General features: G+C 64.7%; 12 protein-coding genes. 6 read left to right on the top strand and 6 right to left on the bottom strand.

Annotated elements, in window-relative coordinates:
- The first annotated feature begins 159 nt into the window (after positions 1-159).
- From petA to D6B98_RS29045, 6 genes are all read left to right on the top strand, one after another.
- A complete protein-coding gene (gene petA, locus D6B98_RS29070; RefSeq protein WP_028134854.1) occupies positions 160-690 on the top strand; it encodes a ubiquinol-cytochrome c reductase iron-sulfur subunit in 531 nt (176 codons plus the stop codon).
- Positions 691-752: 62 nt separating this feature from the next.
- Positions 753-2,825, top strand: a complete 2,073-nt coding sequence (gene fbcH, locus D6B98_RS29065) for a cytochrome b/c1 (RefSeq protein ID WP_126260464.1) — start codon at positions 753-755, stop codon at positions 2,823-2,825.
- Between the two features lie 246 nt (positions 2,826-3,071).
- Positions 3,072-3,746, top strand: a complete 675-nt coding sequence (locus D6B98_RS29060; protein WP_126260463.1) for a dienelactone hydrolase family protein — start codon at positions 3,072-3,074, stop codon at positions 3,744-3,746.
- Positions 3,747-3,777: 31 nt separating this feature from the next.
- A complete protein-coding gene (locus D6B98_RS29055; RefSeq protein WP_245481481.1) occupies positions 3,778-4,395 on the top strand; it encodes a hypothetical protein in 618 nt (205 codons plus the stop codon).
- A gap of 263 nt (positions 4,396-4,658) precedes the next feature.
- Entirely contained in the window at positions 4,659-6,827 is a 2,169-nt protein-coding gene (locus D6B98_RS29050; protein ID WP_126260462.1) for an anthranilate synthase component I, read from the top strand.
- 115 nt (positions 6,828-6,942) lie between these two features.
- The gene (locus tag D6B98_RS29045; protein ID WP_018323310.1) at positions 6,943-7,482 is read left to right on the top strand and encodes an adenine phosphoribosyltransferase; all 540 of its coding nucleotides are present in this window, start codon (positions 6,943-6,945) and stop codon (positions 7,480-7,482) included.
- A 14-nt stretch (positions 7,483-7,496) separates the two neighbouring features.
- Here the strand turns inward: D6B98_RS29045 and D6B98_RS29040 are convergent, their stop codons facing one another.
- From D6B98_RS29040 to D6B98_RS29015, 6 genes are all read right to left on the bottom strand, one after another.
- Positions 7,497-7,829, bottom strand: a complete 333-nt coding sequence (locus tag D6B98_RS29040) for a GIY-YIG nuclease family protein (RefSeq protein ID WP_126260461.1) — start codon at positions 7,827-7,829, stop codon at positions 7,497-7,499.
- 84 nt (positions 7,830-7,913) lie between these two features.
- Entirely contained in the window at positions 7,914-8,582 is a 669-nt protein-coding gene (locus D6B98_RS29035) for a hypothetical protein (RefSeq protein ID WP_126260460.1), read from the bottom strand.
- A 60-nt stretch (positions 8,583-8,642) separates the two neighbouring features.
- Complete coding sequence (locus D6B98_RS29030) at positions 8,643-9,395, bottom strand: P-loop NTPase family protein (RefSeq protein ID WP_126260459.1); 753 nt, start codon at positions 9,393-9,395, stop codon at positions 8,643-8,645.
- A 215-nt stretch (positions 9,396-9,610) separates the two neighbouring features.
- On the bottom strand, positions 9,611-10,855 hold the full coding sequence (locus D6B98_RS29025; protein WP_126260458.1) for a M48 family metallopeptidase: 1,245 nt from the start codon (positions 10,853-10,855) through the stop codon (positions 9,611-9,613).
- Between the two features lie 145 nt (positions 10,856-11,000).
- Positions 11,001-11,561 carry a LemA family protein gene (locus tag D6B98_RS29020; protein WP_126260457.1) on the bottom strand — a complete coding sequence of 187 codons (561 nt, stop codon included), beginning with the start codon at positions 11,559-11,561 and terminating at the stop codon, positions 11,001-11,003.
- 136 nt (positions 11,562-11,697) lie between these two features.
- Entirely contained in the window at positions 11,698-12,678 is a 981-nt protein-coding gene (locus tag D6B98_RS29015; RefSeq protein WP_126260456.1) for a small ribosomal subunit Rsm22 family protein, read from the bottom strand.
- Positions 12,679-12,763 lie beyond the last annotated feature (85 nt).

The following is a 12,763-nucleotide window of genomic DNA, read 5'->3' as shown; positions in this document are numbered from 1 at the left end:
CAATAGAACGATTCTGGACTGCTGTTTCGCCTGTTTAGAGGCGAATAAGCGAAGTTCTGCCGCCGCGGGGGGCCGCGGGCGCCGGCAGCCTTTCCGGGGGCCTCATGGGCGCCCCCTGGAGCGGTTCCACCGGTTGCACAAGAAGAAAGGGTTGGAATCGTGACGACAGCGTCTTCGGCGGACCATCCGACACGCCGTGATTTCTTATTCGTTGCAACCGGGGCAGCTGCAGCAGTAGGGGGCGCGGCCGCGCTCTGGCCCTTCATCTCCCAAATGAATCCTGACGCCTCGACCATCGCCGCCGGTGCGCCGATCGAGGTCGATCTCAGCCCGATCGCCGAGGGCCAGGACATCAAGGTGTTCTGGCGCGGCAAGCCGATCTACATCAGCCACCGCACCAAGAAGCAGATCGAGGAGGCGCGCGCCGTCAACGTGGCGAGCCTGCCCGATCCGCAGACCGACGAGGCTCGGGTCAAGTCCGGTCACGATCAGTGGCTGGTCGTGATCGGTATCTGCACCCATCTCGGCTGCATCCCGATTGCTCATGAAGGCAGTTACGACGGGTTCTTCTGCCCCTGCCATGGTTCGGTGTACGATACGTCCGGCCGCATCCGCCAGGGCCCTGCGCCCTCGAACCTGCCGGTGCCGCCGTACCAGTTCGTTTCCGACACCAAAATCCAGATCGGCTGAGCTTTGGGCCTTCGTCCGAAGCTTCGCGCCGTCTCGTCGTATTATTTCCTCAGGATCGCATCATGAGCGGACCATCCGACTACCAGCCGAGCAATCCGGCCCTGCAATGGATCGAGCGGCGCCTGCCGATCTTCGGCCTCATGCACTCCTCGTTCGTCGCCTATCCCACCCCGCGTAACCTGAACTATTGGTGGACCTTCGGCGCCATTCTGTCCTTCATGCTGGGGATGCAGATCCTGACCGGCGTGATCCTGGCGATGCACTATACGCCGCATGCCGATCTCGCCTTCAAGTCGGTCGAGCTGATCGTTCGCGACGTGAACTACGGCTGGCTGCTGCGCAACATGCACGCGGTCGGCGCCTCGATGTTCTTCGTCGCCGTCTACGTCCATATGTTCCGCGGCCTGTACTACGGGTCCTACAAGGAGCCGCGCGAGGTGCTGTGGATCCTCGGCGTCATCATCTACCTCCTGATGATGGCGACGGGCTTCATGGGCTACGTGCTGCCCTGGGGCCAGATGAGCTTCTGGGGCGCCACCGTCATCACCAACCTGTTCTCCGCCATTCCCTATGTCGGCGAGAGCATCGTGACGCTGCTGTGGGGCGGCTATGCGGTCGGCAACCCGACCCTGAACCGCTTCTTCTCGCTGCACTATCTGCTGCCGTTCGTGATCGCGGGCGTCGTCGTGCTGCACGTCTGGGCGCTGCACGTCGCCGGCCAGAACAATCCTGACGGCGTCGAGCCGAAGACGGAGAAGGACACGGTGCCGTTCACGCCGCATGCCACCATCAAGGACATGTTCGGCGTCGTCTGCTTCATGCTGCTGTACGCCTGGTTCATCTTCTACATGCCGAACTATCTCGGCGACGCCGACAACTACATTCCGGCGAACCCGGGCGTAACGCCGCCGCACATCGTGCCGGAATGGTATTACCTGCCGTTCTACGCGATCCTGCGCTCGATTCCGGACAAGCTCGCGGGTGTCGTCGCGATGTTCGGCGCGATCATCATCCTGTGCTTCCTGCCCTGGCTGGACGCCGCGAAGACGAAGTCGTCGAAGTATCGCCCGCTGGCCAAGCAGTTCTTCTGGATCTTCGTCGTTGTCTGCATCCTGCTCGGCTATCTCGGCGCGCAGCCGCCGGAAGGCATCTACGTCATTGCCGGCCGGGTCCTGACCTTTTGCTACTTCGCCTACTTCCTGATCGTGCTGCCGCTGCTCGCGCGCATCGAGAAGCCGCGGCCGGTGCCGAACTCGATCTCGGATGCAGTGCTCGCCAAGACCGGCAGCCGGTCGACGCCGATGGTCTCGACCGCGATCGTGCTGGCGCTCGCCGGTTCGTTGTTCGCGGGCTCCATCGACAGCGCGAAGGCGTCCGAAGGCAGCGACAGGCCGCCCGGCAACAAATGGTCGTTCTCGGGCCCCTTCGGTACGTTTGACCGCGGGGCGCTGCAGCGTGGCCTGAAGGTCTACAAGGAGGTCTGCGCCAGCTGCCACGGCCTGTCCTATGTCGCCTTCCGCAACCTCGCCGAGCCCGGCGGGCCCGGCTATTCGGTGGCGCAGGCGTCGGCGTTTGCTGCCGAGTACAAGGTCAAGGACGGCCCGAACGATGCGGGCGACATGTTCGAGCGTGCGGGCCGGCCGGCGGACTATTTCCCGTCGCCATTCCCGAACGAGCAGGCTGCACGTGCGGCGAACGGGGGTGCGGCGCCGCCCGACCTGTCCCTGATTACCAAGGCGCGCTCCTACAAGCGCGGCTTCCCCTGGTTCATCTTCGACGCCTTCACCCAGTATCAGGAGCAGGGGCCTGACTATGTCACCGCGCTGCTCCAGGGGTATGAGGAGAAGGTGCCTGAGGGCGTGACCATCCCGGAGGGCTCCTACTTCAACAGGTACTTCCCGGGCCATGCCATCAAGATGCCGAAGCCGCTCAGCGACGGCCAGGTGACCTATGACGACGGCTCGCCGGCCACCGTCGCCCAGTACGCCAAGGACGTCACCACGTTCCTGATGTGGACCGCCGAGCCGCACATGGAAGCGCGCAAGCGTCTCGGCTTCCAGGTCTTCGTGTTCCTGGTCCTGTTCGCGGGCCTGATGTACTTCACCAAGAAGAAGGTCTGGGCCAGCTCGCACTGAGGCCGCGCCTGACGAGACGAGAAATGAAAAAGCCCCCGCAAGGGGGCTTTTTTGTCGAGCCGCCATTCCGGGGCGCGCCTCTTGGCGCGAATCCGGAATCCATTCATCCACCGACGTTGAGGCCCGATGGATTCCGGGTTCGCGCTATCGCGCGCCCCGGAATGACGGGAGTGTGGATTGCGCCGCGCGCGTCCAGCGGCCAGAATACCCGTCAACCGCTCCCTCAGAAACTCACCGGAGGACACCATGGGAACCGCCATCACCTTCAAGCGTCCGGACGGCAAGGACGCCTCGGGCTATCTCGCCAATGCCGCGCGCGGCAACGCGCCGGGCGTGGTCGTGATTCAGGAATGGTGGGGGTTGTCGGACCAGATCAAGGGCCTGTGCGACCGCTTTGCGCTGGCCGGCTTCGATGCGCTGGCGCCCGATCTCTACAAGGGCAAGGTGGTGCCGTATCACGACACGGACAGCGCCAACAAGGAGATGAACTCGCTCGACTTCATGGACGCCACCACGCAGACGGTGCGCGGCGCCGCGCAATATCTGGCGCGCAACGGCGCCAAGGTCGGCCTGACCGGCTTCTGCCTCGGCGGGGCCGTCACCATCATCGGCGCGACCAGGATCCCGGAGCTCGCGGCCGGCGTCGTGTTCTACGGCATCCCGCCGGAGCAAGCCGCCAAGCCCGCCGACGTCAAGATTCCGCTCCAGGCCCATTTCGCCAACAAGGACGATTGGTGCACGCCGGAGCTGGTCAACGGCTTCGAGAAGGCCATGAAGGCTGCCGGCAAGTCGCTCGAGCTGTTCCGCTATGACGCCGAGCACGCCTTCGTCAACGAGCAGCGCCAGGCCGTGCACGACCGCGAAGCCGCCGAGCTCGCCTGGGGCAGGGCGACGGAGTTTTTCCGCAAGCATCTGGGGTGAGACCGGAGCGATCGATCGGGAGCAGCGAAGTATGGCGATGTCGTCTCTCACCCGCCGCGTGTTCGGCCTGATCGTTCGGGGCGTGGCCGGCATTGCCGGCATCGTCGCCTTGACAACGGCTCAGGCGGCAGCCGAGCAGGCCTTCGTCACGTTGCATGGCGACCTCAAGAAAGAGGCCTGGTGGGTCATCGCGGAATTCCATCCGTTCACGGCCGAGGTTCGCGGCATCCCCGCGAACCAGATCCGCAAGAGCTGGTGCAAGGCGACCGAATTCCGCAAGGACCTCATTCCCAAGGAGCTGCTGTTCGAGAGTGTCGCTGATGCGATGAAGGGCGCCGGCATGTCCTTTGCGATCGAGGGGCGCTTCGACGGCGCCGCCACGAGGCAGATCGCCGTGGTCGGCGTGTTTCAGGAGTGTGCGGGTCCAAAAGGCAGGTTCATGCTGGTCCTCGATCAGCCGGACGGCGGGAAGCCGAAGATCCGCTTTCTCGACGCCGTACGTACGAACCGCCAATTCGGAGCTCTTTCGAAGGACAAGGGCGGCAAGCTCGTCCTTTGGGAATGCATGGAATGCGACGGCTATTCCGTGCTCAAATGGGATCGGAAGAAGAACAGGTTCGGTTGGGAGCCGCAGGCCGAGGAGCTTTAGCCCGGCATGGGCGGCACCCGAGCGCGGCACGGCTCCGCCACGCAGGGGGCGGGTTTTCTCACCTTGACGCCGTCCCCGCGCCATGGTGAGTATCGCCCCATGAGCACCGCCGTCCGCCCAGCCCGTCTTTGGTGGCGCACCTCCTGACGAGGTGGCCGGTGCGATTTCTTTTCCCAAAATCGTCGAAGGTCGCCCACGCAGTGCGGCGGCCTGATCGTTTGTCCTGTGTGGCGTTCCCTCGGCAAGTTTCGTAAGAGGACGACATGAACAGGACCGTCTTTGCCCTTCCGGCCAGAAGCGACTATGCGACCCGCGCCGGTCTTGCGATCACGCGCGTGGCTGAGCAGTTCACCGGCGGCGCCAGCCGGCTCGACGACCTGATCAATCTGCTCGACCGCCGCCGCGGCGTGGTGCTGTCGTCGGGCACGACCGTCCCCGGTCGCTACGAGAGCTTTGACCTCGGCTTCTCCGATCCGCCGCTCAAGCTCGAGACCACAGGCATCAATTTCAAGCTCGAGGCGCTCAACCGGCGAGGAGAGGTGCTGATCGCCTTCCTCGGCGACGTCCTGCGCGAGCCCTGCGTCGTGATCTCCGAGAAGACCGCGACGCGCCTTGCCGGCCACATCGTCCGCGGCGACGCGCCGGTCGAGGAGGACCAGCGCACGCGGCGCGCCAGCGTGATGTCGCTGGTACGCGACATCATCGCCGCTTTCTTCGCCAATGACGACGGGCTGCTCGGCCTGTTCGGTGCCTTCGCCTATGACCTCGTGTTCCAGATCGAGGACCTCGTGCAGAAGCGCCCGCGTGAGCAGGACCAGCGCGACATCGTGCTCTATGTGCCCGATCGTCTGCTGGCCTATGACCGCGCCACCGGCCGCGGCGTCGTCCTCGCTTACGACTTCGCCTGGAAGGGCAAGTCGACCGAGGGCCTGCCGCGCGAGACCGCCGAGAGCCCGTACCTGAAGACGCCGCGCCAGGGCTTTGCCGATCACGCGCCGGGCGAATATCAGGCCACGGTCGAGACCGCGCGCGCCGCCTTTGCCCGCGGTGATCTGTTCGAGGCGGTGCCGGGACAGCTGTTCGCCGAGCCCTGCGACCGCTCGCCGGCCGAAGTCTTCCAGCGTCTGTGCGTCATCAACCCCTCCCCCTACGGCGCGCTGATGAATCTGGGGGAGGGAGAGTTTCTCGTCTCCGCCTCGCCGGAAATGTTCGTGCGCTCGGACGGACGTCGCGTCGAGACCTGCCCGATCTCGGGCACCATCGCGCGCGGCCTTGATGCGATCGGCGATGCCGAGCAGATCCGCCAATTGCTGAACTCGGAGAAGGACGAGTTCGAGCTCAACATGTGCACCGACGTCGACCGCAACGACAAGGCGCGCGTCTGTGTCCCCGGCACCATCAAGGTGCTGGCGCGCCGCCAGATCGAGACCTATTCGAAGCTGTTCCACACCGTCGATCATGTCGAGGGCATGCTGCGCCCCGGCTTCGACGCGCTCGATGCGTTCCTCACCCATGCCTGGGCCGTGACCGTGACAGGCGCGCCAAAGCTCTGGGCGATGCAATTCGTCGAGGATCACGAGCGCTCGCCGCGGCGCTGGTATGCCGGTGCGATCGGGGCGGTGAATTTCGATGGCAGCATCAACACCGGCCTCACCATCCGCACCATCCGGATGAAGGATGGCCTCGCCGAAGTGCGGGTCGGCGCCACCTGCCTGTTCGACTCCGATCCGGCCGCGGAAGACCGCGAATGTCAGGTCAAGGCCGCCGCGCTGTTCCAGGCGCTGCGCGGCGATCCGCCGAAGCCGCTGTCGACCTTCGCGCCCGATGCGACCGGTTCGGGCAAGCGGGTGTTGCTGATCGACCACGACGACAGCTTCGTGCACATGCTGGCCGATTATTTCCGCCAGGTCGGCGCCGACGTCACCGTGGTCCGCCATGTGCACGCGCTCGACATGCTCAGGCAGAAGACCTGGGATTTGCTGGTGCTGTCGCCGGGCCCCGGCAGGCCGGAAGATTTTGCGATCAAGAAGACGATCGATGCGGCGCTGGAGAAGAAGCTGCCGGTGTTCGGCGTCTGCCTCGGCGTCCAGGCCATCGGCGAATATTTCGGCGGCGAGCTTGGGCAGTTGACGCATCCCGCGCACGGCCGGCCCTCGCGGGTGCAGGTGCGCGGCGGGCGCCTGATGCGCAATTTGCCGAACGAGATCGTCATCGGCCGCTATCACTCGCTCTACGTCGAGCGCGACAGCATGCCGGAAGTGTTGTCCGTCACCGCCAGCACCGAGGACGGCGTCGCCATGGCGCTGGAGCACAAGACCCTGCCGGTCGCCGGCGTGCAATTCCATCCGGAATCGCTGATGTCGCTCGGCAATGAAGTGGGACTACGTATTGTTGAAAACGCGTTCCGGCTGGATGCTGGGCGGATTGAATAGGGGCCGTCATTGCGAGGAGCGAAGCGACGAAGCAATCCAGACTGCTGCCGCGGAGAAGGCCTGGATTGCTTCGCTTCGCTCGCAATGACGGTGGAAACACCAGAGCGAGATAACCATGACCTTTGACCACGACATCAAGGCGAGCGTCCGCACCATTCCCGACTATCCCAAGCCGGGGATCATGTTCCGCGACATCACCACGCTGCTCGCCGATGCGCGCGCCTTCCGCCGCGCGGTCGACGAGCTCGTCAATCCCTGGGCCGGCAACAAGATCGACAAGGTCGCGGGCATGGAGGCGAGGGGCTTCATCATCGGCGGCGCGGTGGCGCACCAGCTCTCGGCCGGCTTCGTGCCGATCCGCAAGAAGGGCAAGCTGCCGCACACCACCGTGCGGATCGCCTACTCGCTCGAATACGGCATCGACGAGATGGAGATGCATGTCGACGCGATCCAGCCCGGCGAGCGCGTCATCCTGGTCGACGATCTCATCGCCACCGGCGGCACCGCGGAAGGCGCGGTGAAGCTGCTGCGCCAGATCGGCGCCAACGTGGTCGCCGCCTGCTTCATCATCGACCTGCCCGAGCTCGGCGGCGCCGCCAAGCTGCGCGCCATGGACGTGCCGGTGCGCACGCTGATGACGTTCGAAGGCCACTGAGCCGCTTGCCGTGGTCAGATCAGCTCGGCCTTCAGCTCGGCCCGCCAATGCTGCTGGCGCTCCTTCAGGAGCGCGTTCCTGACATAGGCGCTCTCTTCGTCCTCCAAACGCTCGCATTCGGCAAAGCTCAGGCCTGCCTCGCCATGCGTGGTCCAGGCGGCCTGGAGGCTGCGGCAGGTGTGGCTGCCCTGGCGCAGCGAGAACCAGATGCGGTTCTGAATCGTCTCCAGGTTCGGCGCCTGGCCGACCCAGGCCTGCCCCGACGCTGCGCAGCGCACGACGTAGACGCCCGCAATGGTCTTGCGCTCCTTGTAGGCGGTGATCGCTGCTTTCCGGTCGATGCTCACGGACGGGCCTTTTAACTGAGGGCATTGCTGCGCAATCCAGTAGCGGCACGTCTGGCCCCTGTCAATATTACCCGGGTAAAATATTCAGGACCGTTGCAGGATCAGATTGAGCTCGAGCTCACGGAAGGCGAGGTAATTGCGCCGGGTCCACTGATGCAGCTCGGTGGAGGAGTCCTTCTCCTGGCGCAGATAGCGGGTGAACGAGAAGTTCAGCCGGTCGACATAGGTCTTGAGGAAGCCGGGCAGTGCGGGCAGGCGGAGCAGCCGGCCGCCTTCCATCGCGGCCGGCATCTCGCCGCGCACCACATATTCGTTGTCGACCGTGATCAGGTTCATGCGCGGGATCTGCGTGCGCAGCATCTCGTGGGCGCGGGCCGAGACGCGGTCGGTGTCGGCGATGAACAGGATCTGGGGCGCGACATGGCGGCGGGCTGCTTCCTTCAACAGGCCGATCTCGTCGGTCATCTTGAAGAACTCGTCGAAGGCGTGGAAGCCGAGGTCGATCACCTTGGCAAGCCCGTCGTCGACGATGACGCGGTCCATCAGCTGCATCTTGCCGTAGGTGTCGATCACGTCGGCGGTCTCGGTGACGCCGGGCAGGTAGTCGAGCAGCGACGGCTCCTTCAGATTGACGTCGAAGGCCGCGACGTTGCCGTTCTTGAGCAGCAGGAACTCGCTCAAAAGCCGCGCCAGCAGGGTCTTGCCGACCTGCGGGCGGGGCGAGCAGATGATGTAGACGGGCGTTGCGGACATCGACAACTATATCAGTCGAACTTGGCGACCAATCCAGCCGTATCAGCCCGGCTTGCGCAACTATTTTTCGCTGTTGCGGCTCACCGGCTTCGAACCGACGATGTCGGTCAGCCGGATGCGGTCGAACTCGCTCCAGACGTTGGCCAGCCAGTGCCGGACATAGCCGCGCAGCACGAAGGAATAGTTCGCGGCCTCGTCATTGATGCCCTTGTTGGCGACGAACTTCAGGAACGGAACGGAGGACACCTCGACCTGCTCATAGGCCATTTCGTTGAGCTTGGGGATGGTCAGCTCGGTGGCGTCCTTGATGCGGTGGAAGTAGGAATTATAGGTCGCCTGGTCCCACTGGAAGAACTGGGTGTCGTTGATGAAGTTCTTCACCAGGAAATATTTTGCACCGGTCATGAAGCCGGCGGTCTCGGCGATCTCGTCCAGCGAGGCGATCGAGGGTCCCAGGATGTGGAATACCGCGAAGGTGATCTGCCCGGCCTTGGCGGCGTCGAGGAAACCGATGTCGCGCAGCGAGGCGAGCGCCGGCGAGAGCAGGCCGGCGCGGACGTCGATCACGGTCACCGACGGGCTGGTCGCATTGAGCGTATCGAAGATCTTCATCTGATCCGACGTCGTCGTCATGTCGACGATCTCGGTGATGTCGGGGTGGAAGCGCTTCAGGGTTCCGCGGGGCGATTCCGTGTCGAAGGCGCGCGTCGGCACGTTGTTGGCTGAGAAATAATCGAGCAAGGTGCGCGACACCGTGGTCTTGCCGACCCCGCCCTTGTCCGCACCCACCACAACCACTGCCGGCTTTGCCATTGCTGTCCCCTAACGCGCCCCCGATCGCGAGGTCGCAATCGGCCGGGCCCCAAATCGATGTCCCAAGGATGTCCCAAGGATGTCCCGAGTCTGCTGTTGGGCGCGAACATGGCAGAAACAAGGGAGAATTCAATTCCTCGGCATGTCGATACGGCAATTCCTGAAGTTTTTCCCAATCGCGGCGAAACTGCCCCGCATGGCGGCACACTGCACGCTTAATGACGGCCCCAAGGACCCATAGGATTGCCCATGGAATTGCCGACCGGCGTGCCCATGGGGTTGCTGTTCGCAGTTCCGGAGGGGCCGGGTGCGGGCACGGGCGGCGGAGCGACAGGGCCGCCGGCATCGTTCCAGGGGCCGTGATTTGGCGGCGGCGGGGCGTCCTGCTGGTCGGCTGGGGCCTCGGGCTCGTCCGTTGCCTCGGTCGACGGCAGCGGGCCCGGATCATGGCCGCCGGCAAACTTGACCAGTGCATCGACCCTGGATTGCACCGAGGGGTGGGTTGCGAACAGATCGGCAAAGCCTTCGCGGGGATTGTCGACGCAGAGCTCCATCACGGCCGAGGTCGCGCCGGGCAGCTCGCCGCGATTCTCGATCTTGCGCAGCGCCGAGATCATCGCATCGGGATCCTTCGTCAGCTCGACGGAGCCGGCGTCGGCGAGATACTCGCGCGACCGCGACAGCGCGAGCTTGACCACCTGAGACAGCAGCCAGGCCACCACGATCAGCACGATCGCGATGATGATCACGATCACCGCGCCGCCGCCGGAGCTCTTGCTGTCGCTCGATGACGAGGACGAGCGCGACGACGAGGAGGAGCCCGAGGACCACGAGCCGCCGGAGCCGGAGCTCCAGTTGAAATTCGTGAACAGGCGAAAGAACATCTCGCCGAAGAAGCCGACCACGCCGGCGATGATGACGGCGACCACCATCAGCTGGACGTCGCCGTTCTTGATATGGGTCAGCTCGTGGCCCAGCACCGCCTCGATCTCCTTGTCATCAAGCGCATCGAGGAGACCCGTGGTGACGGTGATGGAATATTGCCTGGGATTGAGGCCGGTCGCGAACGCGTTCAGCGCCGGGCTCTCCATGATCTTCAGCTTCGGCATGGTGATGCCGCGCGAGATGCAGAGGTTTTCGAGCAGGTTGTAGAGCCGCGGCTCCTCCCGCCGGGTGACGTCATGGCCGCCGGTCACCGCATCGATCATCGACTGATGGAAGAAATAGGCGATCACGATCCAGACCGCCGCCACGATCGTCGCAACGGGCGCGGCCTTGAGCAGGTCGGAGAAGGCATGCCTCAGATAGTACGCGACGGTCTCATTGCCGTTGATGAAGACTTCGGCGACCAGGGCGCCGGCATAGACCAGCACATAAACCAGCGCGAACAGGCCGCCGAGCAGCAGCATCGAACGAAACTTGTTCGAGGCGATATGCGTGTAGAGACCATAGGCGGCCATGGCTGCTTCCTCATCACCGTCATTCCGGGGCAGGCCGGAGGCCTGAACCCGGAATCCAGAGATTGGGGATCTCGATCGAGATTCCGGGTTCGTCGCTTTGCAACGCCCCGGAATGACGGAGAAGAACAATCGACATATCAGGCAATCAGAACTTCACCTGGGGTACGGCCTCGACCTCGGTGCGGCTGGCGCCGAGATCGAAGAAGTCCTTCTTGGTGAAGCCGAACATGCCGGCGAACAGCGCAGCCGGCAGCTGCTGGATGCCGGTGTTGTATTCCTGGACCGCGCTGTTGAAGAAGCGGCGGCTCGCCGCGATCTTGTTCTCGAGGTCGGAGAGCTCGGATGCGAGCTGCTGGAAATTGGCATTGGCCTTGAGGTCCGGGTAGGCTTCGGACAGCGCGATCAGCCGGCCGAGCGCGCCGGACAGCTGGTTCTCGGCTGCGGATACCTGCGCGGGACCTTGCGCCGACATTGCCGAATTGCGCGCCTTGATGACGTCGTCGAGCGTGCCGCGCTCATGCGAGGCATAGCCCTTTACCGTTTCGACGAGGTTCGGGATCAGATCGTGGCGCTGCTTGAGCTGCACGTCGATATCGGCAAAGGCCTGGCCGACGCGCTGGCTCAGCGCCACGAGGCGGTTATACGCGCTGAAGGCGAACAGCGCGAGGACGACGATGACGCCGAGAACGATCCAGCCGGTCGACATGGAGAACTCCTGAAGGGGAAAGAAGGCGGGCGCTAGGATAGACCAGATTGGTGCAGGATGAGAGCCCGACGCGGAGGGGGGTTAGACTTGGTCGAACGGAGAGCCGGCCAAGTTCAAGGCAAGGCGAGGAACGAGGTTAACTTTCGGCCATGACGGTGTCGCCCCAGCGCCAGCGCCGGGCAGCTGCATAGGCCGCCTTGTCGCGCCGAGGTACCGTCGCGAGCTCAACGCCGTCTTCTGTGCAGAGCTTGGCCGTGATCTCGGCCTTGCCGACGTCCGGCGGCGCCAGCACGCGCGCGGCGCGGCTTGCGGGCGCTGTGCGGGTCAGGGCGACGTAGATAAAGCGCTCGTCCTCGAACGGCACCTCGGCGCCCTTGATCTGGCGGTGCGCCTGCGAGCGCGGCAGGCGCTGGCTGAAATGGCACCAATCGGGCGCGATGAGCGGGCAGGGCTTTTCGTGCGGGCAGGGCGCGGCGACGTAGGCGCCGGCCGCGATCAGTTGCTGGCGTAGCGCGAGGATGCGGGCATAGCCGGCGGGCGTGCCGGGCTCGATCACGACCAGCGCGTGGCGCGCTTTCGCCCACATCGCCTCGGTGAGCGCGCGCTGCTCGGTCTCACCGAGTTCGCCGATGACGTAGCTGGCGATGACGAGATCGGCTTGCGAGACCTCTGCAAGGTTTCCGCCGGCATCGCCGGGCAGATAGCGGCACTCGGCGAGCCGCGAGCTGTCGCGCGCCAGCTCGAGCGCGAGGCGGCTCAGCGTGGCATTGGCGTCGAGAAGCGTGAAATCCTGCAGCGACGGAAACGCCTCCGCGGCGGCCCAGCTCGCGGTGCCCGGGCCCGCGCCGACGTCGAGCAGCGTTTCCGGGGCGAAGTCGGGCGCGATCTCGGTGAGCGCATTCAGGCTCGCAGCCACCGCCGCATAGGTTGCCGGCATGCGCGCCAGCGCGTAGGCGAGGGCATCGGCTTCCGACTTGATCGCGCCGGAGCCGCCGCCGGCGCGATAAGTGGTCGAGATCTTCTGCGACCGCTGTGCCGCGTCGGTGCGGGAAAAGCCCTGCAGCTTGGCGTCGAGGGCGGCCTTCAGTTCGGCGGGGAGGGTCGGGGTAATCATCATCCGCGGTCATGCCCCGCGAAGGCGGGGCATCCAGTACTCCGAGACAGTGCCGTAAACCGAGATGTCACGGCGTACTGGATCATCC

This window comes from Bradyrhizobium sp. LVM 105 (assembly GCF_003957705.1).
Lineage (GTDB): Bacteria > Pseudomonadota > Alphaproteobacteria > Rhizobiales > Xanthobacteraceae > Bradyrhizobium > Bradyrhizobium frederickii.
The sequence above is the reverse complement of the archived record's forward strand: the minus strand, read 5'-3'. Positions and strand labels throughout refer to the sequence as shown.